This is a genomic window from Xenorhabdus lircayensis (assembly GCF_016306625.1).
In the GTDB taxonomy this organism is placed as follows: Bacteria; Pseudomonadota; Gammaproteobacteria; order Enterobacterales; family Enterobacteriaceae; genus Xenorhabdus; species Xenorhabdus lircayensis.
Genome location: NZ_JACOII010000037.1, coordinates 1 through 22178, shown reverse-complemented (window position 1 = coordinate 22178; position 22178 = coordinate 1). Strand labels below are relative to the sequence as shown.

The 22178-nt window shown below is 41.4% G+C and carries 15 protein-coding genes; 7 read left to right on the top strand and 8 right to left on the bottom strand.

The window, feature by feature from the left end; all coding sequences use genetic code 11:
* The first annotated feature begins 105 nt into the window (after nucleotides 1-105).
* The gene (locus H8A87_RS09875; RefSeq protein ID WP_198689804.1) at nucleotides 106-1740 is read left to right on the top strand and encodes an ABC transporter substrate-binding protein; all 1635 of its coding nucleotides are present in this window, start codon (nucleotides 106-108) and stop codon (nucleotides 1738-1740) included.
* Nucleotides 1741-1839: 99 nt separating this feature from the next.
* The gene (locus H8A87_RS09870; RefSeq protein WP_198689803.1) at nucleotides 1840-3474 is read left to right on the top strand and encodes an ABC transporter substrate-binding protein; all 1635 of its coding nucleotides are present in this window, start codon (nucleotides 1840-1842) and stop codon (nucleotides 3472-3474) included.
* Nucleotides 3475-3608: 134 nt separating this feature from the next.
* On the opposite strand, the gene H8A87_RS09865 is transcribed toward H8A87_RS09870, so the two are convergent.
* Nucleotides 3609-4049 (bottom strand): VapA/VapB family virulence-associated protein, encoded by a 441-nt coding sequence (locus H8A87_RS09865; RefSeq protein ID WP_198689802.1) that lies wholly within the window; start codon nucleotides 4047-4049, stop codon nucleotides 3609-3611.
* Nucleotides 4050-4559: 510 nt separating this feature from the next.
* On the opposite strand from H8A87_RS09865, the gene H8A87_RS09860 reads away from it, so the two are divergent.
* Nucleotides 4560-6182 (top strand): ABC transporter substrate-binding protein, encoded by a 1623-nt coding sequence (locus tag H8A87_RS09860; protein WP_198689801.1) that lies wholly within the window; start codon nucleotides 4560-4562, stop codon nucleotides 6180-6182.
* A gap of 164 nt (nucleotides 6183-6346) precedes the next feature.
* Here the strand turns inward: H8A87_RS09860 and H8A87_RS09855 are convergent, their stop codons facing one another.
* Nucleotides 6347-10027, bottom strand: a complete 3681-nt coding sequence (locus H8A87_RS09855; protein ID WP_198689800.1) for an AAA family ATPase — start codon at nucleotides 10025-10027, stop codon at nucleotides 6347-6349.
* Between the two features lie 17 nt (nucleotides 10028-10044).
* A complete protein-coding gene (gene sbcD, locus H8A87_RS09850) occupies nucleotides 10045-11262 on the bottom strand; it encodes an exonuclease subunit SbcD (RefSeq protein WP_198689799.1) in 1218 nt (405 codons plus the stop codon).
* A gap of 277 nt (nucleotides 11263-11539) precedes the next feature.
* Between sbcD and phoB the strand changes: the two genes are divergently transcribed.
* The 3 genes from phoB to brnQ all read left to right on the top strand — a co-directional run bounded on the left by phoB (nucleotide 11540) and on the right by brnQ (nucleotide 15423).
* A complete protein-coding gene (gene phoB, locus H8A87_RS09845) occupies nucleotides 11540-12229 on the top strand; it encodes a phosphate regulon transcriptional regulator PhoB (RefSeq protein WP_198689798.1) in 690 nt (229 codons plus the stop codon).
* Between the two features lie 83 nt (nucleotides 12230-12312).
* Entirely contained in the window at nucleotides 12313-13623 is a 1311-nt protein-coding gene (gene phoR / locus H8A87_RS09840; protein ID WP_198689797.1) for a phosphate regulon sensor histidine kinase PhoR, read from the top strand.
* Nucleotides 13624-14070: 447 nt separating this feature from the next.
* Complete coding sequence (gene brnQ / locus H8A87_RS09835; protein WP_198689796.1) at nucleotides 14071-15423, top strand: branched-chain amino acid transport system II carrier protein; 1353 nt, start codon at nucleotides 14071-14073, stop codon at nucleotides 15421-15423.
* Between the two features lie 102 nt (nucleotides 15424-15525).
* Here the strand turns inward: brnQ and ggt are convergent, their stop codons facing one another.
* From ggt to H8A87_RS09820, 3 genes are all read right to left on the bottom strand, one after another.
* The gene (gene ggt, locus H8A87_RS09830) at nucleotides 15526-17289 is read right to left on the bottom strand and encodes a gamma-glutamyltransferase (protein WP_198689910.1); all 1764 of its coding nucleotides are present in this window, start codon (nucleotides 17287-17289) and stop codon (nucleotides 15526-15528) included.
* 189 nt (nucleotides 17290-17478) lie between these two features.
* A complete protein-coding gene (locus H8A87_RS09825) occupies nucleotides 17479-18081 on the bottom strand; it encodes a peroxiredoxin C (RefSeq protein ID WP_198689795.1) in 603 nt (200 codons plus the stop codon).
* Nucleotides 18082-18237: 156 nt separating this feature from the next.
* Nucleotides 18238-18861 carry an acyl carrier protein phosphodiesterase gene (locus tag H8A87_RS09820; protein WP_198689794.1) on the bottom strand — a complete coding sequence of 208 codons (624 nt, stop codon included), beginning with the start codon at nucleotides 18859-18861 and terminating at the stop codon, nucleotides 18238-18240.
* A 105-nt stretch (nucleotides 18862-18966) separates the two neighbouring features.
* Here H8A87_RS09820 and queA point away from each other — a divergent pair, with 105 nt between their 5' ends.
* Nucleotides 18967-20082 carry a tRNA preQ1(34) S-adenosylmethionine ribosyltransferase-isomerase QueA gene (gene queA, locus H8A87_RS09815; RefSeq protein ID WP_198689793.1) on the top strand — a complete coding sequence of 372 codons (1116 nt, stop codon included), beginning with the start codon at nucleotides 18967-18969 and terminating at the stop codon, nucleotides 20080-20082.
* A gap of 159 nt (nucleotides 20083-20241) precedes the next feature.
* Here the strand turns inward: queA and H8A87_RS09810 are convergent, their stop codons facing one another.
* On the bottom strand, nucleotides 20242-21288 hold the full coding sequence (locus tag H8A87_RS09810) for a tyrosine-type recombinase/integrase (protein WP_198689792.1): 1047 nt from the start codon (nucleotides 21286-21288) through the stop codon (nucleotides 20242-20244).
* Nucleotides 21192-21500: a MerR family transcriptional regulator gene (locus tag H8A87_RS09805; RefSeq protein WP_198689791.1), complete on the bottom strand. Its 309-nt coding sequence runs from the start codon at nucleotides 21498-21500 to the stop codon at nucleotides 21192-21194. Before H8A87_RS09805 ends, H8A87_RS09810 begins: the two co-directional genes overlap by 97 nt.
* Nucleotides 21501-22178: the final 678 nt, after the last annotated feature.

Genomic DNA, 22178 nt, shown 5'->3' with positions numbered 1-22178 from the left:
TTAAACAGGCTATTATTACTTAAAAAAGTTAATTAAAGTCGTAAATTAAATAAGTATGGTAGCGTAATGTAATAATAAAAATAGCAATTAATGGAGATTCAAAACATGAAAAAAATCATGGCGAGGCTAATTAAAAATAGGCTCACCCAAATCCTTACCTATTCGATGGGAATACTATTAACAAATATTGCATCATCCCATGCCGCAGTCGTGCCACCGGGCACACAATTGGCTGAAAAACAAGAAATCGTACGTAATAATGGCACTTTTCCTGCCTCATTGGATGTGCATAAAGTTGAAAGTGATACCGAGTTTAATATCATTCATGATTTTTTTGATGGCTTAGTTTATATCGATCAGAAAGGTGAGATTAAACCAAAATTAGCAGCAAGCTGGGAAACGAATGACAACCAAAATTGGATATTTAATTTAAGAAAAGGCGCTAAATGGTCTGATGGCTCGCCGATCACTGCTCATGATGTGGTGTTTAGCTGGCAGCGTTTACTAGATCCAACCGTTGGTTCACCTTATGGCAATTATCTTGTGACAGCTTCAGTAGTGAATGCTGATGGCTTGCTTAAGGGAACAGAAAAGCCGGAAAAGCTGGGGATAAAGGCGCTGGATGGTTTTACGCTGGAAGTTAAATTAGAGAAACCTGTCGGGGATTTTTTGCAGATGCTGGCTCATCCCGTGATGGTTCCCATCAGTGAAAAAGCGGTAAAAAAATATGGAGATAAATGGATACAAGTCGGTAATTTTGTTGGCAGTGGCGCATTTAAGTTATCTGAATGGGTGGTGAATGAGAAAGTTGTGGGTGTCAGAAACTTTCACTATTGGGATGATAAAAATACCATCATTAATAAAGTTACCTTTCTGTCTTTGGTTTCGGATAAAGCCGATTTGAATCGCTATTTGGCAGGGGAAATTGATATTACCCTGACCATTCCCTTGGATTCCTTTGCATCCTTAAAGAAAAAATCGCCTGAGCAAGTTAATGTTTCTCCCCGAATTGGTACTTATTTTTATGAATTTAATACTGAAAAGCCACCCTTTAATGATGTTAGGATCAGACAGGCATTGAGCTTGGCTTTGGATAGGGACGTTATTGCCAATAAAGTATTAGGACAGGGGCAAAAACCAGCTTATACGCTGCTTCCTCCTGATATTGGCGGCTTTGATTTCCAACAACCTGATTTTGCTGCATGGACACAAGAGCAGCGGATTGAAAAGGCCAAAGCATTATTAAATGAAGCGGGTTTTAATCAGAACAATCCCCTTAAATTTGACTTGTTATATAACACCTCAGAAGTACATAAGAAACTGGCTATTACCGTTAGCTCAATGTGGAAAAAGAATCTCGGCGTTGATGCAACTTTGCAAAATCAGGAATGGAAAGTCATGCTGGATAACAAATACCAAGGAAAATTTGATGTTGCCAGATATGGTTGGATCGGTGATTACAATAGCCCAATAAGCTTTTTTAATATTTTTATGACAGGTAATACGCAAAATTCATCACTCTATGCCAATAAAACATTTGATACTTTGGTGATAAAAGCGGGAAAAACCAATAGCAAAGATTATTATCAACAGGCGTTAGATATATTTACTCATGATTCTCCGGTTATTCCTGTTTATTACTATGTAAATGCGAAAATGATTAAGCCTTATATTGGTGGGATTTATGTTGATCCAAAAGGTTATATTTTTACAAAGGATATTTATGTTATTAAGCACTAAAGAAGAATGAATTTTTTGGTTGTAAAAATAGTAGATTAAGGATGGTTTTTATAATAATAATATTTTTTAATACTAAACTTAGTTATGGAGAGCACTAGAATGCAGAAAATGATGGTAAATCTAATAATCAACAAAAAGATCAAACTACTCTCTTGTGCGATTGCACTGATTTCAGTAAATATCACTATATCTCATGCCGCCGTTGTTCCTCCCGGTACAAAATTAGCGGCTAAACAGGAAATCGTGCGTCAAAGCTTGTCAGAACCGGCATCATTGGATGTCCATAAAGTTTCAAGTGATACTGAATTCGATATTATTCACGATTTCTTTGACGGATTGGTTTATACCAACAGGCAAGGTGGTATCGAGCCGAGATTGGCAGAACGTTGGGAAACTGAAGATAATAAAATATGGGTTCTCCATTTAAGAAAAGGACTGAAATGGTCAGATGGAACACCTATCACGGCGAATGATGTGGTGTTTAGTTGGCGGCGTCTGATTGATCCCAATATTGTTTCTCCTTATGGTAGTTATCTTGAAAATGCAGCAATTATTAATGCTAACGATGTGCTGACAGGTAAGAAGAAAGAGGAAGAACTTGGTGTAAAAGCATTAGACGACATGACGTTAGAAGTCCGTCTGGAAAGACCCATGGGAGACTTTTTGCAAATATTGACCCATCCGGTTATGGTTCCCCTAAACGAAAAGGTAGTAAAAAAATATGGCGATAAATGGACAAGGCCAGAAAACTTTGTGGGTAGTGGTCCATTTAAATTGTCAGAGTGGCTGGTGAATGAAAAGATCGTTGGTGTCAGAAACTCCAGTTATTGGGATGATAAGAATACGGTAATTAATAAAGTACATTATCCGGTTATAACTTCAGAAAAATCAGCTTTAAATCGTTATTTGGCAGGGGAAGTTGACTTTACCAGTACTATTCCATTGGAATCTTTTGAATCATTAAAGAAGACAATGAATGATCAAGTTTATAGTTCGCCACAGATAGGGGTTTATTTTTACGAGTTTAATAATAAGAAACCACCTTTTGACAATATTAAAGTTAGGCAGGCATTAAATTTAGCGGTAGATAGAGACGTGATCGCTAATAAAATATTAGGTCAGGGGCAAAAACCCGCATATACGATTGTTCCACCAAATGTAGGAGGGTTTGATTTTACAGAACCCGATTATGCTTCGTGGACACAGGCACAGCGTATTGAAAAAGCTAAAGTATTATTGAGTGAGGTGGGATTTGGTCAAGGTAACCCCCTAAAATTTAACCTTCTCTATAATACCCATGAATCACATAAAAAACTTGCTATTGCTGTCAGCTCGATGTGGAAAAAGAATTTGGGAGTTGATGTCACTTTGCAAAATCAAGAATGGAAAGTGATGCTTGATAATATGCATCAAGGAAAATTCGAAGTGATCAGAAGGGCATGGATTGCTGATTATAACAGTCCGATGACATTTTTAAATATGTTTATGTCAGAACAAGTTAAAAATACGTCACTATACGAAAGTCGTGATTATGATGTTTTAATTAAAAAAGCAGAAGAGACTAATGATAAATCCTATCTTCAACAAGGATTAGATGTTATCACTAAAGATTCTCCTGTTATTCCTATTTATTATTATATTAACTCTAAAATGGTAAAACCTTATGTCGGTGGATTTTACGTTAGTTCAACGGGATATATTTCTACAAAAGATCTTTATATTATTAAACAGTAAAAACAATTATACTTAATAGGTTTCAGGCTGCAACTGATAAAGTTGCAGCCTGAAAGTAAAAAATATAGAGATTGTATAAATTTCTTGCTGATATTGATGATTTTTTATATATAAAATAATGGGTTTTAAATTGATTAAGACCAATGACCACTACCAGAAGCTAGACCTATCATTGGTCCTCCAAAACCTTCAAAATACCCCACAGGTATAAACGATGAATTTAAAAAGAGTATAGATATTCCTATAGCGGTATCACCTATAGTGAATTTATTACCTTCTGTAATAAGTATTTTAATATCATTTGTCAATAAACCACCAATATATCTTGAATTACCTATTGATTCTAATCCCCAAGCCCCTCCATGAAATTTTCTTCCGATATCAAGAGATACGTCAAGTGATGTGTAAAAAACAGAACTATCTATAGATGCTGTGCCTAAATAACTTTCTAAACTGAAGTTTAATAGTTTTTCTTGAATATTATTAATAATATCATCATCAAGTTTTCCATCCATGATTTTAGCGAGATTTTTGACGGCTTGTAACTTATTTTCTGTAGAGAATGTGTTTTTCATAAAATGTATCCTGTGTGTTTTATCAGTAATGGGCTGAATGGAGATAAAAATAATGACTTCTCAATTTTCATTGATGAATTTAAATTTACATATTATCTACAATAAAAATAATGTCTTATGGATTGTGTTTAATAAGTTTTTTATAATAAATATGGAATAACCTCTTGTTCTTTATTATATTAAATAGAATTCATTTTTACAAAGACGTAGATTGAAACCTATTGAGTATCAATGTTTATAGTAGATTATTTAAATCTTTCTTATACTAAAAGCATAGTGTAAGTGAAAATATTTTCAACATGAAATCAAAACTTTTTTGGTTTTTATTTAATATGTTGATTTTATTGATATATATATTTCTTTTCCTGCATGTCTCAAATTAATTAATTTTTTGTAATTAGTGTCTTACGAAATTCTTTTTGAAAGAATAAAATGGATATGTATCCATCAGATATGCATAAATTTTTTTCTCAATAATAAAACTACATCACAGCAATAGAGGGGAATGATATGTTAAATAAAATTATCTATAAAGAAATTAGAATATTAATATATTCTATAATTATGGTATTAGGCAGTATCACGCTTTCTTATGCCACAGTTATTCCACTTGGTACACAATTAGCAGAAAAACAAGAAATTGTTCGCAATAATGGTTCAGAACCCGCTTCACTGGATGTTGATAAAGTTGAAGGTAATGTAGCAATTAATATTATCAATGATTTTTTTGATACGTTAGTGAGCACAGATAAAGAAGGTAATATTGTACCTAAACTGGCTACAAGTTGGGAAACGAAAGATAATAAAACATGGGTTTTCCACTTAAGGAAGGGGATCAAATGGTCTGACGGAACACCAATTACTGCCCATGATGTGGTATTTAGTTGGCGGCGCTTGACAGATTCTAAAACGCTTTCTCCTTATGGTAGTTATTTTGTTGATGCCTCTGTGGTGAATGCTAAAGAGATCTTGGCAGGGCAGAAAAAAGCGGAAGAACTTGGCGTTAAAGCGTTGGATGATTCTACATTGGTGGTAACGCTAGAGAAACCAGTTGGGTATTTTTTGCATATGTTGGCATTCCCTATCACGGTTCCGATCAGTGAAAAAATCGTTGAAAAATATGGCGAAAAATGGACCCAGCCTGAGTTTTTTGTTTCCAGTGGTGCATTTAAATTATCCGAGTGGATAGTAAATGAAAAAATTGTTGGCGTTAGAAATCTTTATTATTGGGATAATAAAAATACGGTAATCAATAAAGTAACCTATCTTCCAATTTCATCAGATACGTCAGATCTAAACCGTTATCTAGCGGGAGAGATAGATATCACATTTACCATTCCGTTAGAGACTTTTGCGTCATTAAAGAAAAGCATTGGTTCTCAAGTGCATATCTCACCGATACTTAGCACATATTACTATGCATTCAATAATAAAAAACCACCATTTAATGATGCCAGAGTTAGACAAGCGTTAGGTCTTGCTTTAAATAGAGAAATTATTGCTTATAAGGTTGTCGCTCAAGGTCAAATACCTGCTTATACAATTCTTCCACTGGGTATTGGTGGTTTCAAATTTAAACAGCCTGATTATGAATCATGGACACAAGCCCAGCGCATTGAAAAGGCTAAACAATTATTGAATCAAGCCGGGTTTAATAAAGAGCATCCCCTTGTATTTAATTTGGTTTATAACTCATCAGAGATACACAAAAAAATTGCCATTGCTGCGGCTTCGATGTGGAAAAAGAATCTTGGTGTTATCGCTAATATACAAAATGAAGAGTGGAAAGTTTTGTTGGATAACGAGCATCAGGGAAAATTTGACGTCGTCAGAGGTGGATGGATTAGTGATTATAATAATCCAATGTCTTTTTTAAATGTTTTTACGACAAATCAAACGAATAATACCTCATTTTATTCTAACAAGAATTTTGATAATTGGGTAAATAAAGCTGGGGAAACTAATAAGCGAGAATATTTTCAACAGGCTATTGAAGTTCTAACAAAAGATATGCCTATTATTCCTGTTTATTATTATGTCACTGCGGTATTGGTTAAGCCCTATATTGGTGGATATTATTCTAATCTTATAGGGATAGTATCAACCAAAGATCTTTATGTGATTAAACACTAAATTAAGAGCCTGCTTTGGCAGGCTCTCCATTTTTACTTGTGTGCTTTTTCAGGGGATGGAACCGTGTTCAAGCAGCCTCCTTTCCGCTCAAAATATCATATACACATAATACACACTATTCAGGTTGTTTATTAATACAGCATGTTGATGTCTAATCTCTGTGTTTAAACCCGAAATTCTGGCGCTAATTGACTGAATCCCAAACCATTCTTTTTTTCTACTTTGATCTGAACAGGAATTCGCTCTTTTAACGCTTCTACATGACTGATCACTCCGATGGTTTTTCCTGATGCATTGAGGTGATCCAGTGCATCTAAGGCGATATCAAGGGTTTCTGGATCAAGCGTACCAAAGCCTTCATCAAGGAAGAGGGACTCTATCTGCGTCTTGTTACTCACCAAATCAGACAAGGCGAGCGCAAGGGCAAGGCTGACAAGGAAACTTTCTCCACCGGAGAGGGTTTTGGTATCCCGAATGGCGTCCGCTTGCCAAGTATCAACGATTTGTAATTCTAATCCGCCATCATCTTTGCGTTGCAAGTAGTAGCGACCATGTAGTTTTTCCAGTCGGATATTCGCCAGATGTACGAGATGATCCAGTGTCAAACCTTGGGCAAAACGGCGGAATTTAGCACCATCTGCGGAACCAATAAGATTATTGAGATAACTCCAGTCATCATAGTTTTGCTGTGAGCGCGCGATCTGTTCCAGTAACGCTTGTTGCTGGCGGCGGCGGGCTGCATCGCTGTTCAGTAGGGTTCTGACTTCGCCTTGTTGCTGGTTATTGTGTTTTATCTTAGTCGTAATGTCGGTCAACATGGTTGATAATTGCTGAGGATCACATTGCTCAAGCAACGGTGGCTGCGTTTCTGTATGCCGCTGTAATGCCACTTCTGATTCATGATGCTTTGTTTTGGCTTGCAATTGTTGTTGTTCAAGTTTTTCTTGTAACTGTTGTAATTTTTCCCGTTGTTCCGGCTCCAATAAGGCACGTTCAAAAGATGATTGTTCGGGAAAACCTTGCCGCTCTAATCCTGCTTGGAAGTGGCTGGCGGCGAGTTTGCAGCCTGCTTCAGAAGCGGTGTGGCTTTTTTCAATTTCACTGGCAGCACCGGTTAATTGATTCATTTTGTTTTGCAGTTCTTGTAGATGGGAAGTGGCTTGTTTGTAGGTTGTTTCCAATTCATTGGCTTTTTGCTGTAAGACTTGGCGGACGTCAGTAACGGATTGTTCGCCAAATAAGTTATGGCGTTCCTGACGCGTTTGTTCCAATAACTGTTTTTGTTGCTGCTGTTGTTCATTTAACGTATGAAGATGAGTAGTTAGCTTATTTTTTTGCTTTTCTAATTCATTTAGCTTGCTTTGTAAGGCGGCTAATTCTTTCTGTAGGTACTGCCATCTTTCACGTGAATCATGGTGATTTTTTAATTCTTGTTCACGTTTTTGCAGCCAGCTTTCTGTCTCTTGATGAGTGGGAAGTGTAAAGGGGGTCGGTTGTAACTCAGTACTTAATTGTTGTGTCGTAGCCGCATAATCGGCTTCTATCTGTCGAATCTCTGTCGTTTTTTCTGCTAACTGTTTTTGGGCTGAATTCTGTTTGAATTTTTCCAGCTCAATATTCTTTTCACATGTTTGGTATTGTTCACGATTGGCTGCCAACGCTTTTTCCGCTGTCTGGACGGCCTTTTCTGCCTGCAAAAGTGCTTCTTGTTGGGTCAGGTGTTGTTGATAAGCAGATTGTCGTTGGCTGATGAAGTGATTAACTGACTTTGTATCCATTAGCAATTCTGTGGCCTGTAATTGCTGGCAATGATGCTCCCATTGTTTAACCAATTCAGTCAGTTTAGCGTTGAATTGTGTGATATTTTGCTGCAACTGTTCACAATGCTGCTGCTGAATCTGTTGTTTTTGCTGTAGGGTAGTGCGATTTTCTTGTAGTTGTTCAATCTGTTGACGCAGGGTTTTTAATCGTTCTTCTGATTGTGGCAGAGCAATATTCTGGTATTCACTGATTAAAGGGTGATGAGTTGAACCGCAAAGTGGACAGGATTCACCTTCTTGTAATTGTGATCGTTCTTTTTCCAGACTGACGATCCGCTGCTCCAAACGAATATGATCGTTGAGATCGTCATAGTGTTGCTGTTTTTCTGCCAATTGTTGATTGAGGATTGCGATCTGGGCAGGTAAGGCATTCACCAATACTTGAGATTGTGCCAATTGGTTTTGATCGGCAGCGATCGCAGTTTGTAATTGCTGGGTTTGAGGCAGCAAGATCTCCAGTTGGTTCTGTGATGCCAATTGTTTCTGATAATTTGATAAATGTTTTTGCAATTGCTCCAAAGGATGCTTTTTCTGCAAAATAGTGCTCTGATTTTCAGCACCGATAAGGTTGTTGTGCAATGTTTGGCTATGTTCTTTTTGCTTTGCCAATTCTGCATTCAATGTATTCAAGAGATCGGTTGTACGGGTGATCTCTGTGGCAATTTGTTGGGTGTTTTGTGTGAGTTGGTTTATTTTTGTTTGCCGCTCTTTCTGGCGGGTAAATAATTGCTTCCATTCAGGCAGTTTGCTGTCCAAATTGCGGTAATAGGGATGTTGTTCGTAGTAGGATTCCAGCTCTTTTTGTTCTTTATTCAGCGTATCCGTGTGGTTCTGCGTAGTTTGGTATTGGGATACGATGTCAGAGTGCTCGCGGTTTTGCCCAGCGATTTCTTTGTCAAGTGTCAGCAGATCTTTTAATTGAATATCAATTTTATGATCGAGTGGCATGACTTGCTCTGAGATAAGCTTTTCCTGCTGAGTTTGATGCTGTTGATGTTCTTCCCGATTTTTTTCCAACTGTGTAAGCTGGTGTTCGGCAGGTTGCAGCATTGCCAGTTGTTTCTGGCGTTCATTCTCTATTTTTATATGTTGCTCAGTGAGCCGATATTTTTCATGCAGGGCACGGTTGTGTGCATCCCACAATGGGCGAATCTTCTCTGCCGGTTCGCTGGCTGCAAGTTGCTGTAATTGAGGTTGCGCTTCCTGAATAGCTTGCTCGGCTTGTTGCAAAAGTGACGTATTGTTTGTCAGTAATTGCTGGAGTTCATTGCGCCTGAAAAACCATTGTTCGGCAACTTGTAATGCTTTAATTTGCTGACTGAGTTGGGCTTCTTCTGCAATAAGTTGTTGTTGCTGATTTTGGTACTCTTGTTGCTGTTCTGGGGTGAGTAATTCAATGGAGGAGGCCTTGGCTTGCTGAATATTCAGCTCTGATTGTGCTTCTTTATGGCGTTGATAAATTTCCTGGGACAACATGCCGTAAATTTCTGTACCTGTCAGCTCTTCCAGTAGATCTGCCCGATCTTTATCCTGCGCATTTAGGAACGCGGCAAAATCGCCCTGTGACAAGAGAATAGATTTGGTAAAACGGCTAAAATCCAGCCCCGTTATTTCAGCGATTTTCTCTTTTTTATCTTGAATTTTGTCGGCCAAAATCTTGCCGCTTTTTTTGTCCGCCAATTCGACTTTTGGGGCTTGGAGATTGCCATCAGCTTGGTTGCGTGCACGACGCTGGCTCCAGAATGCCCGATAAGCGACGCCCTTGACTTCGAATTCCACTTCCGCAAGGCATTCTGCGGTATGGCGGGTCATTAATTCATTTTGAGAGGTCGAAATGGTACTGAGCCGTGGGGTTTCATGATAGAGGGCGAGACAAATGGCATCCAGCAAAGAAGTTTTGCCTGCACCTGTGGAACCGGTAATGGCAAATAATCCATTGCTGGCAAAAGGCTCTGTCGTAAAGTCAATTTTCCATTCACCTTGCAGGGAATTGATATTTTTCAGCCGTAAGCTAAGAATTTTCATGGAATAGGCTCTTCATGTTATTGCTGAGAAATATCATCCAGCGTTTGCTTAAACAGGGTGGTCAGGCGTTGTTTCTGAGAAAGATCGTCTATTTCTGCCAGTGCTAAACGTCGTTCGAAGACTTCGTTCACGCTCAGTTCAGTGAGCGTTTCTTTATTTTGTTCAGACAGTGACAATTGACGGGCGCTTTTGCTGCGGCGTAGCAGGATGATTTCAACGGGCAGACTTTCGCTCAGGGTTTGGATACGTTTCTGGATATCGTGTAGATAATCTTGGGTCGCGACTTCAATATCCAACCAGACTGGGCGTTCTCCCTGATGTTCTTTGAAAGCCTGCAATTGTTCTTCTATTTGTTTCAAATTGCCACGAATAAGCTGCATGGGCTGATAACGAGGGATCGGCAAAAGTGTGATGTTATCGAGTTTGCCTGCCTTAAAGTCAACTAAACAGACACTTTTTTCCTGACCCACTTCATCAAAACTCAGCGGAATAGGGGAACCACTGTAGCGGATATGTTCTGATTTACCGATGACTTGTGGACGATGGATATGCCCCAGTGCAATATAATCGGCAGGTGGGAACGCCTGTGCAGGAAAAGCATCCAACGTGCCAATGTAAATATCGCGGACGGAATCCGTGGTGGAAGCCCCCACGGTAGTAAGGTGTCCGGTAGCAATAATCGGTAATGCTTGTCCGAGTTGTTTTCGCAATGCACAGGCTTGTTGATAGAGCTGGTGATAGTGCTCGGTAATGGCATCCTGTAATGCCTGCTGTTTTTGTGTGCCTGAATGCCCCGCCTGGCTGGTCATGATATCCCGTGGGCGGAGATAGGGAATGGCGCAGAGAATCGCTCCCGCGCTGCCATCTTTGGCATTTAATATTTTTATTTGCTGTTCTATTTCTTTGGTTTCGGCATTGGCAATCACCGTCGTATTCAGGTAAGAGAGTAAGGCTTTCGATTCATTGAGTGTGGCAACGGAATCATGGTTTCCCCCAAGAATGACAAGCTGGCAGCCTGTGGGTTGTAGCGCTACAATGAATTTGTTATAAAGTTCGCGCGCATAGCTGGGAGGAGCGCCTGTATCAAAAATATCTCCGGCAATAATCAGTGCATCGACTTGATGCTGCATGATTTGTTCAATAAGCCACTGCAAAAAGTGTTTATGCTCTGCGGCACGGTTCTTGGTAAAGAAATATTGGCCAAGATGCCAGTCCGATGTATGAATGATTCGCATGTTTTCCCTCCGTTGCCTGTGTGTTTCTCTTACCCATTACAGGCGCTAATTATAATGGGTGCGTGAGAGATGTCCTGTGCAATTCAGCTCTCATTAGTGAATTTCCGAGCTGGTTCGCATCTGTAATGAAATATGACAAAAGTTTAATAAATTCTCTGCGAGTCAGATTGTAGCTTGTTGATTGAGAAATATAAGTTTTCATAAAATTGTCATAAAATTGTCTCATAATGACTTAAAGTGAATATTACTGGCTTTAATGATATTGACAGGATTAACCATGGTTAAACGCATTTTGGTAGTTGAAGATGAAGTACCGATTCGTGAAATGGTTTGTTTTGTACTGGAGCAAAACGGTTATCAGGCCGTTGAAGCTGAGGATTATAGTACGGCAATAAAGCGTTTGTCAGAGCCTTATCCTGATTTGGTGTTATTGGACTGGATGATTCCCGGTGGTTCTGGAATACAGCTTATTAAGCAAATAAAGCGGGATAATCATACCAAAACGATTCCTGTCATTATGGTGACGGCTCGGGCAGAGGAGGAGGATCGGGTGCGTGGCCTTGATGTCGGGGCTGATGACTATATCACTAAACCTTTTTCACCCAAGGAATTGATTGCCCGTGTCAAGGCCGTTCTGCGCCGTATTTCCCCCATGGAAGCGGAAGATGTCATCGATATGGATGGATTAATATTGGATCCGTCATCTCATCGCGTTTCCAGCCAGGGGCAGGATTTGGAAATGGGGCCAACAGAGTTCAAACTTCTCCACTTTTTTATGACTCATCCAGAACGTGTTTATAGTCGTGAACAGTTGCTCAATTATGTGTGGGGAACGAATGTTTATGTGGAAGATCGCACCGTTGATGTGCATATCCGGCGCTTGCGTAAGGCATTGGAAATCGGAAAGCACGATAAGATGGTGCAGACTGTTCGTGGTACAGGATATCGCTTTTCTACTCGCTATTGATGGTTCTGAGTTTCGTTGTTGTTGAGTGGTAATTGAGTGGTTGTGATTTCGGGTGATAGAGTTTTTGTACCGGAGAAAATAGCGTGCTTGAGCGTTTATCTTGGAAAAAGTTGGTATTGGGTCTCGTGCTTTTCTGTCTGCCCTCAGTCATTTTGTCTCTTTTTATTGGTCACTTGGCATGGTTGCTGGTCATTTCGCTATTTTGGGCACTGGTATGGCATGGCTATAATTTGCTGAAATTATCCGATTGGCTGTGGCTGGATCGCAGTATGTTACCTCCTGCGGGTCACGGTGGATGGGAACCCATTTTTTATGGTATTCACCAGATGCAGCAGCGCAATCGCAAACGGCGTCGTGAACTTGCAGTATTGATTAAACGCTTTCGCAGTGGCGCAGAGTCACTGCCGGATGCCATTGTGATGATGACTACGGAAGGCAATATTTTCTGGTGTAATCGCTTGGCTCAACACTTTCTTGGGTTTCGCTGGCCGGAGGATAATGGTCAGCATATCTTCAATTTACTTCGCTATCCTGATTTTAGTCGCTATATCACGGCAAATGATTTTTCCCGTCCTCTATCCATCGAATTGAACAACGGCAATATGATGGAGTTTCGAATCATGCCCTATTCAGAAAGGCAGTTATTGATGGTGGCCCGTGATATTACCCAAAAACGATTGTTGGAAAATGCCAGACGGGATTTTTTCGCCAATGTTAGCCATGAACTCAGAACACCACTCACTGTATTGCAAGGCTATTTGGAGATGATGCAGGATCAGGAGCTAGACAATAAGGTAAATCAGAAAGCCGTCGGTACGATGCAGGAGCAGATACGGAGAATGGATAGTCTGGTTAAGCAATTACTTCATCTCTCCAAAATTGAAGCGGGGCCACAAGTGGATATGAATGAAGTCGTTGATGTTCCCGGCATGTTGCAACTATTGCAGCAGGAAGCTCTGGCCTTGGGTAATAACCAGTACGATATCGTATTTAATATTGATGAAAAGCTGAAAGTTTTTGGTAACGAAGGGCAACTGCGCAGTGCCATGTCGAATCTTGTCTATAACGCTATTAATCATACCCCTTTGGGGACGCGGATTGAGGTTAGTTGGCGAAGTGTTTCTCAAGGAGCACTGTTTAAAGTGGAAGACAATGGTGGGGGGATTAGTGCAGAACATTTACCCCGCCTGACAGAGCGTTTTTATCGCGTTGATCGTGCCCGTTCGCGGCAAACTGGGGGCAGTGGGCTAGGGCTGGCGATAGTGAAACATGCACTGCATCACTACAATACTCATCTCGACATTTCGAGTGCATTAGGAAAAGGGACTATTTTTAGCTTTCTATTGGCGCCTCGACTTATTGTTTCTGCTAAAAACACGCTAACTAAAAAATAATATACCCAATAGATTTCAAATTACAGTGCAGCCAATAAAGCAGCAAGTTGGAAGGTGAGGAGTGTAAGTTTAACGGAATTAAATGGTAACAATACGGACAAAAAAATGATTTATTAATCAATCCGAATAGAAAAAGTGCAAATCATATAGTGTGTATTCAATGATAGATAACGATAATCACTAATTTTAAAAATTAGTTTGGAATATTGTTCTGGTTTCTGGTTTGCCGCTTGCCTTTTGACGCTATAAAAGTTTTACTTGGGGGCAGTTGTTGGCGATTCTAGCTGTAATTACCACTATCATTCTGTATCTTACGATTATCAGTGAATATTATATTGATTACTGACTGTCAAATCAGAGTTCAGTCTCGCCAGTGAAAATTCAAGTGTTTGCGATAATTGATATCGCACATACAATTCTTTTGGCAACAATAGATTAACAATTATTATGGCATACCGTTTATCATCTAAGGATATTTGGGCATTAGGCTTTATGACCTTTGCCTTGTTCGTTGGTGCGGGAAATATCATTTTTCCGCCTATGGTTGGCTTGCAGGCGGGAGAACATGTTTGGATCGCCGCATTCGGCTTTTTGTTAACCGCTGTTGGCTTGCCAGTTATTACCGTAATTGCTTTGGCAAAAGTGGGTGGTGGCATTGAAGCTCTCAGTTCGCCTATCGGTAAAACTGCGGGTTTGATCCTAGCAACTATCTGCTATCTAGCTGTCGGTCCTCTGTTTGCGACACCTAGAACTGCAACGGTTTCTTTTGAAGTGGGCATCGCACCACTTACTGGAACTGGTGTGCTTCCTCTATTTATCTATAGTGTAGTCTATTTTTCACTAGTGGTTTTGATTTCATTGTATCCGGGCAAACTGCTAGATAACGTCGGGCATATACTGGCTCCAATCAAAATTCTGGCGCTGGCAATTCTGGGCATCGCAGCTGTGCTGTGGCCAGCAGGTGGCCCTATTCCTGCCGTTGAAACCTATCAGGAAATTCCATTCTCAAATGGTTTTGTCAATGGTTATTTGACAATGGATACATTGGGCGCAATGGTGTTCGGTATTGTTATCGTCAATGCGGCCCGTTCTAGAGGGGTTGAGGCTTCTTCTCTGCTGACTCGCTATGCCATGTGGGCAGGTTTGATTGCCGGTCTTGGTTTAGCGCTGGTGTATCTCTCCCTGTTTAAGCTAGGGGAAAGCAGTGGCACATTGGTACCGACAGCAGAAAATGGCGCAGTGATTCTGCATGCCTATGTCCAGAATACTTTTGGTAACTACGGCAGTTTCTTCCTTGCAGTACTGATTTTCGTTGCCTGTATGGTTACCGCTGTTGGTTTGACTTGTGCCTGTTCCGAGTTCTTCAGCCGTTATTTGCCGTTGTCTTATCGCGCGATGGTGCTGATTCTGGGCACTTTCTCCATGCTGGTTTCTAATCTGGGCTTGAGCCACTTGATTAAGTTCTCAATTCCAGTGCTGACGGCAATTTATCCGCCATGTATTGTGCTGGTATTGTTGAGCTTTACGATGAGCTGGTGGCATAACTTTACGCGCATTCTGGCACCGGCAATGTCTATTAGCTTGCTGTTTGGGATTTTAGATGCAGTAAAATCTTCTGAATATCTGTCTCACTTATTGCCAGAATGGGCGAAGCATCTGCCGTTGGCAGATCAAGGTCTGGCATGGTTACTGCCGACTTTGCTGACTATTGTTGTGTGTGCTATCTATGACCTCATCGTAGGAGGGGTAAAGCGCCCAAAGTGTGAAACGCAGCATGAAGAAAAGCAGGAGCAAAATTAGTTCACTGCAAGCGGTTACCCGCTAACTTCATGACTTTATTCGTGACATAAATGGTAAGGGTGAGCTGCTTTAGCATGCTCACCCTTGTTTATTTAGGCTGAATCAGTAACCAATAGCGGCACCAGCAGGCCGCCGTACATCATTGGAACCGTAGATGTAACCTTCACGGACAATACCTGATACGGCTGAATCATTGCCTGATGAATCGGCTGGAGCAACACCGGCTGCGCCCGGCAATCCAATCATGATTAATTCTGTAGCTCCCCATGGTGTCTGTTCCACCATTGTGTAACCCATTTTTTCCAGTAAATTCAGGGTATCTTTCGACAGTCCACGTTGCTCATAATAGATCTCATCAGGTAGCCATTGATGGTGAATGCGTGGGCTATTAACCGCTTCTTGTGGTGGCATGTTGAAGTCGATGATATTCAGGGCACTCTGTAGCGTGATGGAGATAATGCGGGAGCCTCCCGGAGAGCCTAAGACCAGAAATATTTTGTTATCTTTGGTCACGAGTGTTGGGCTCATCGATGATAGTGGGCGCTTACCGGGGGCGATTGAGTTAGTTGCGCCTTGTACTAGCCCATACAGGTTCTTCTCACCGACTTTCGTCGTGAAATCGTCCATCTCATCGTTTAGGAAAAAGCCAGTTCCCGGTGGAATTACGACAGCACCAAAGCGTCCATTGATTGTGTAAGTGGTTGATACGGCATTGCCTTCTTTATCCACCACAGAATAATGCGTAGTTTCTGGTTTTTCATGGGGGCCAATGCCTGGCTGAACGTTCGTTGATGGCGTGGCTTTGTTGGGTTGAATCTCTTTCCTGATGGATTCCGCGTAGCTTTTGCTTAACAGCCGATCAAGCGGGTTATTAATAAATGCCGGATCGCCGAGGTAGGTATTTCTATCCATATAGGCGTGGCGCATGGCTTCTGTCAATGTGTGAATATAAGCGGCGGAATTGAACCCCATGGATTTAAGATCATAGCCTTCAACAATGTTTAATATTTCGCATAACGTGACGCCACCAGAGCTGGGAGGTGGGGACGAAATCAATTTGTAGCCGCGATAGCTACAGGTAACGGGGGGAGTTTCTGTAATGTGGAAATTAGCAAAATCTGCTGCGGTGATAATTCCTCCTGATTTTTTTGAGGCTTCTTCAACTAATTGAGGAATTTTGCCGCGATAAAAAGCATCTGGCCCTTGTTTGGCAATCATTTCCAGCGTGTTGGCTAAATCGGTTTGGATGAGTCTGTCCCCCGGCTCGAATGGAGTACCATCTTTGCGTAGGAAAATACGGGCAGCTTCAGGGTCTTGAGCGAAACGCTTAACCGTGGTGTTCAGAATATCGGTATCGCCACGAGTCAGGATGTAGCCTTCGCGCGCCAGCTTGATGGCGGGTGCCATGACTTGTTCGCGGGCCAATGTGCCGTACTTTTTCAACGCCTCTTCAAACCCCATGACTGTACCCGGTACGCCAACCGCTTTGTAACCATATAGGCTGGCTCCTTTGATGACGTTGCCGTCTTTATCCAGATACATATTGGCGCTGGCTGCGGCAGGGGCGGTTTCACGGAAGTTAATGAATGTATCTTTGCCATTAGCGATATGTATGGTCATAAATCCACCGCCGCCAATGTTACCGCAGCAGGGATTAACGACCGCTTGGGCATAACCAACGGCAACAGCGGCGTCAATGGCATTCCCGCCCATTTTGAGAATATCGATACCAGCTTGTGAAGCAAGGCGTTGAGAGCTAACCACCATACCTTGTTTGGCTTCAACAGCAGGTTCAGTGGCAGCATAAAGCGGGGAGGAAACGAGTAGGGATACAGCGATGAATGGAATTTTCCAAGTTTTGAACATGTATATTTTGAACATGTACTATTCTCCTGAGCGTGAGTCTATGGCAAAGAGACCCAATTGTTTGTAATGTTTTTGTTAAAAGTATGTAAGTTACCTTATCTAAAGCTCAGGATTTTGGAAAGGTAAAAAAACCAGCCGACTGAGCGGCTGGTTTGGGATGATTGATAATGGGTTCAATATTGAGGAATATTACAGCTTATCAGCGTTTTTGGTCAGGTATTTTGCTACGCCTTCAGGTGAAGCGCCCATACCTTCTTGACCTTTTGCCCATTGTGCAGGACAAACTTCGCCGTGCTCTTCGTGGAATTGCAGTGCGTCAACCATACGTACCATCTCATCAATGTTACGGCCCAGTGGCAGATCGTTAACAACTTGATGACGAACAACACCACTTTTGTCAATCAGGAAAGAACCACGTAGAGCAACGCCAGCTTCTGGGTGCTCAATGCCGTAAGATTTCATGATGTCACGTTTGATGTCAGCAACCATTGGATATTTGACTTCGCCGATGCCACCTTCACTGATTGGGGTTTTACGCCATGCGTTGTGAACGAATTCAGAGTCGAAGGAAATGCCGATGACTTCAACACCACGTTTCTGGAATTCTTCATAGCGGTGATCGAAAGCGATCAACTCAGAAGGGCAGACAAAAGTGAAATCCATTGGCCAGAAGAAAATAACGGCAGCACGACCATTCAGGTGTTTTTTCAGATTGAAATCATTAACAATTTCACCGTTACCGAGAACTGCCGCAGCTGTAAAGTCAGGGGCTTGGCGGGTTACTAAAACCATAATTGACTCCTGTGATTTTAAAAAGGTGTTATGTGGAAACGGGTTACAGCATAAGGAATTAGGGTAAAGCAATAAAGAATAAAATACCAATTGATATAATAGATTTTACCTATCAATAAACTGTTTTTAATTCCGTTTCGCCTACATAAGATAAAGCTATTTGGGAAAAGTGCAAGGTTCTGGGAAAACTTCCTGCTCAAGTAAACGCTTATTTGACGCCAACGCCATCATCTGAGGATAGAATTGCCAAAATAGCGCTTCAAAATCAAGGTAATGGTTTTCTATATCCTGATATGAACCTGCCAGCGCTGATAATTTCGGGCGCCTGCGAGCCATGTTTTGCAAGACATTGGCTATACATGACATATCCGCATAGCGGATGAGCAAGTTTTGTGACCAGAGATATTTGTTTAGCTCTTGAAACTTCTCAGGAGTGGAACTGAGATGAGGTTCTATCTTGCTGCGGGCAAAATTGACAAATTCAGGCAGAGAGTAATTTTTTTCAAATTGATCCCAATGCAGGGAAAGAAAGTGATCCCAAATGATATCCAGAGTAATGGGGGCAACGCGCCGATACTCGCAGCGGAATAAGTAACGTGCTTCCGTGACTAGTGGATGTTTGTCCGTCAGGCTGTCTACCCTGCGGTGCATACGGATACCCGCTACAATGTCGGAACTGAATAATCCTTCGGGAGAACCTCGGACGAAATCCGCCATCAAATTGCCCAATAGGGAACTTTCCGATAATGCAGCTAAATGGAGGTGTGCGAGAAAATTCATGGGGGAGAGTATACCGTAAATAGTTAAACTAGGTGCTTCTTTGTTGCACCCTTACTCTTGCAGCACTAGACTAGTCCGCCTGTTTTTTTGAATGATACAGATAAAATGCGTGTCGCTGATTTTACTTTTGAACTGCCAGAAGAGCTGATTGCTCACTATCCCCAGCCGCAGCGAAGTGGTTGCCGTCTGCTTTCCCTTGATGGTGAAACGGGAGAGCTGACGCACGGTATTTTTACTGATGTGCTGGATAAGCTGGAAGCTGGTGATCTGTTGGTTTTCAATAATACCCGCGTTATTCCTGCGCGCCTCTTTGGCCGCAAAGCGACGGGTGGAAAATTGGAAGTTTTAGTCGAAAGGATGCTGGATAATAAGCGAGTACTTGCTCACGTTCGCGCATCCAAGGCACCGAAAGAAGGCGCTGAACTTATTCTTGGTGAAGATGTTCTTGGCGAAGATGTTCTCGGTGAAAATGCTTTCGGTGAAGCTCGAAGCATCAAGGCAACGATGCTGGCGCGTCACGATACTTTGTTTGAAATCCGTTTTGATGATGATCGTGACGTATTGACTATTTTGGATCAGATTGGTCATATGCCCCTGCCTCCTTATATTGCTCGTCCTGATGAAGATGCGGATCGTGAGTTATACCAGACAGTCTATAGTGAACGCCCGGGAGCAGTTGCAGCACCGACTGCCGGATTGCATTTTGATGAACCACTTTTGGCTGCTTTGCGTGAAAAAGGCATTGAAATGGCCTTTGTCACCTTGCACGTTGGCGCAGGGACTTTCCAGCCTGTGAGGGTGGAAACCATCGAAGATCATGTGATGCATGCTGAATACGCGGAAGTGCCACAAAATGTTGTGGATGCTGTACTGGCATGTAAAGCGCGTGGCAATAAAATTATCGCCGTGGGAACAACTTCAGTCCGCTCATTGGAAAGTGCCGCTAGAGCCTGTCAGGATGGGATTATTGCACCATTTTTTGATGATACCCAAATCTTTATCTACCCTGGATTTGAATATCAGGTTGTAGATGCACTGGTTACTAATTTCCATCTGCCAGAATCCACGCTTATCATGCTGGTTTCTGCGTTTGCTGGTTATAAAAATACGATGAATGCCTATAAAGAAGCGGTTGCAGAAAAATATCGCTTTTTCAGTTATGGCGATGCGATGTTTATCAACCGCAATATGATGGCACCAAAAGAAACGGTATCGAAATAAACGGTGCGAAATAAAAATATTGAAATAAAATATTTTGAAATCAAAATGATCGTCATTTCAGCTCCGCTGGTTTGAACAGAGTCTAAACATAGCATCAGACTGTTTTTCTGATTAACTGAAAAGACATGTCTCTGCATTATTAGGAAATAAATTTATTAATCAGCCAGTTAACAACGTTAAATGTTGTTTCTGGCTGTTGCTTTCTTCCTCCTGTGCCAAAAATGTGACAAACCCGCTGTATTTGGCTAAATGTTCACCACTTAAATGAGCGTATTTGTTTACCATCTCCAAGGTCTCCCATCCGCCCATCTCTTTCAGTGCCATTAATGGAGTTCCGTTTTGAACATGCCAACTGGCCCATGTGTGTCTCAGGTCATGAAACCTGAAATCATCGATCCCTGATTTTTTTAATGCCCTAGCGAAATTAGTCCGGCTAATTTGTTTTACACGCTCGCCATTGGATGAGAAAACGAACTCGCATTCTCTTGGCAAGCTACGCAGAATAGAAACAACTTCTTCATTCAGGGGAACTGCTCTAGCCTTTCCTGATTTTGCGTTCTCTGCTGTGATAACGGCGATTTTTCTATTGATATCGACATTTCTCCACGTCAAAGAAAGTATTTCGCCTTTTCTTGCTCCGGTAAGTAGCGCAAAAGAGACCATTGATTTCATCCAATCAATGGTGAGGTTGTTTATCAACAATCTAGCTTGATACCTCTCTATCCACCTGATACGGACTTTAGGCTCACTTAACCGCGTAACGTGATGGCGTTTGTTTATCCATCCCATCTTGTAAGCAACAGAAAATGCTCTCATAATAAATGCTCTATACCTATTCTGAGTGGCGTTAGATAGCTTTCTCTTTGTCTTATTGTTATGGGTAGGCAGAGAGTTAGCTATTTCCTCACTGGTGATTGATGATATTATTCTCCCCTTGAAGAAGAAGAGAAAATACTTAGCATAGATTTGTTTATTGGCGAAGCATGATTGATACTCGGCCTCACGCAACGCTAATATAGTCATTTCCTCAAATAATCTCTCAGGTTGCTTATCCAGCCTTTCTAGTTGCCACAACTCGTGCTTAACTTTGTCGTGATACTCCTGAGCTTTTAGCTTGTCCTCCGTTCCAGTAGATCGCCTAATTCTTTCTCCATTTGGCGCTGATACATCGATCCAATATTTTTTACCTCTTTTGTAGATCGGCATTGTGTTCTCTCCTTACCACCGACTACAGCCAGCCGGAAAACATTATTGTCTTTTAGGTCTTGCTGTTCAAACTTTTTCAGACTCTCATCATTTGCGCGCCAAGAGCCACCAACTCGGAACATGTGATATTTCAATGGATTTCTATATATGGTGTTGGCAGATATTTTGAGTTTTTTAGCCAACCCCTTGACGGTGTAATACTCGTCATCCATTTCTAATCTCCTTCTAAATAATCCACTTCGATTGAGGTTATTTAAATCGGTTAATAATCATCCTGAGACACAATCTGAATTTCATGCGAATTAACTTGCAACGATTCCATCTATATGGGGACAGCTCAAAATGCCTTTCACATTCCCCACATGAATTCTCGTAGTAATACGCCTCTTCGAAATCCAGTTCTTTATTACAATGTATGCACCTCACTTCATCTCCTTATCAATCATATCTACATAGTATCGCAACCACATTACCGGCAGGAATTTGCTCTTTTGATGTGGCGACATCGCGGTTTCAAATCGGGGTAGGTACTTGGTGAGTATTTGGTTAGCTTGTTGGTCGGTGAGGCGCTTATGCTTTTTCAGGCACTCCCTTGCCACCTGTCGTCGTCCGTTCTCGAATGAGTTCTGTGTATTCATTATGCTCGGTTGACAAATTCACGTTAATTTGTAAAACGGTTGACGCTAAATAGTCAACCGAAACACTCCGTCCGTTCTCGAATGAGTTAGTCATGAATAATGACGGTAATGTCACCTATTGTTATTGTCTGAAATCCTGCGTTCTCCAGCATAATTTGTGCGTCTCCTTGAATTAATTTCGGGTAGTCAGATTCTGGATATTTAAAATCAGTATTTAGGTATTCGTTAACTTCTGCTTTACTCATGATGTAA

Excerpts from the sequence above, each read along its gene's own strand:
- H8A87_RS09875 (WP_198689804.1), top strand. The coding sequence starts at position 106 with ATGAAAAAAATCATGGCGAGGCTAATTAAAAATAGGCTCACCCAAATC.
- H8A87_RS09870 (WP_198689803.1), top strand. The coding sequence starts at position 1,840 with ATGCAGAAAATGATGGTAAATCTAATAATCAACAAAAAGATCAAACTA.
- H8A87_RS09865 (WP_198689802.1), bottom strand. The coding sequence starts at position 4,049 with ATGAAAAACACATTCTCTACAGAAAATAAGTTACAAGCCGTCAAAAAT.
- H8A87_RS09860 (WP_198689801.1), top strand. The coding sequence starts at position 4,560 with ATGTTAAATAAAATTATCTATAAAGAAATTAGAATATTAATATATTCT.
- H8A87_RS09855 (WP_198689800.1), bottom strand. The coding sequence starts at position 10,027 with ATGAAAATTCTTAGCTTACGGCTGAAAAATATCAATTCCCTGCAAGGT.
- sbcD (WP_198689799.1), bottom strand. The coding sequence starts at position 11,262 with ATGCGAATCATTCATACATCGGACTGGCATCTTGGCCAATATTTCTTT.
- phoB (WP_198689798.1), top strand. The coding sequence starts at position 11,540 with ATGGTTAAACGCATTTTGGTAGTTGAAGATGAAGTACCGATTCGTGAA.
- brnQ (WP_198689796.1), top strand. The coding sequence starts at position 14,071 with ATGGCATACCGTTTATCATCTAAGGATATTTGGGCATTAGGCTTTATG.
- ggt (WP_198689910.1), bottom strand. The coding sequence starts at position 17,289 with ATGTTCAAAACTTGGAAAATTCCATTCATCGCTGTATCCCTACTCGTT.
- H8A87_RS09825 (WP_198689795.1), bottom strand. The coding sequence starts at position 18,081 with ATGGTTTTAGTAACCCGCCAAGCCCCTGACTTTACAGCTGCGGCAGTT.
- H8A87_RS09820 (WP_198689794.1), bottom strand. The coding sequence starts at position 18,861 with ATGAATTTTCTCGCACACCTCCATTTAGCTGCATTATCGGAAAGTTCC.
- queA (WP_198689793.1), top strand. The coding sequence starts at position 18,967 with ATGCGTGTCGCTGATTTTACTTTTGAACTGCCAGAAGAGCTGATTGCT.
- H8A87_RS09810 (WP_198689792.1), bottom strand. The coding sequence starts at position 21,288 with ATGCCGATCTACAAAAGAGGTAAAAAATATTGGATCGATGTATCAGCG.
- H8A87_RS09805 (WP_198689791.1), bottom strand. The coding sequence starts at position 21,500 with ATGGATGACGAGTATTACACCGTCAAGGGGTTGGCTAAAAAACTCAAA.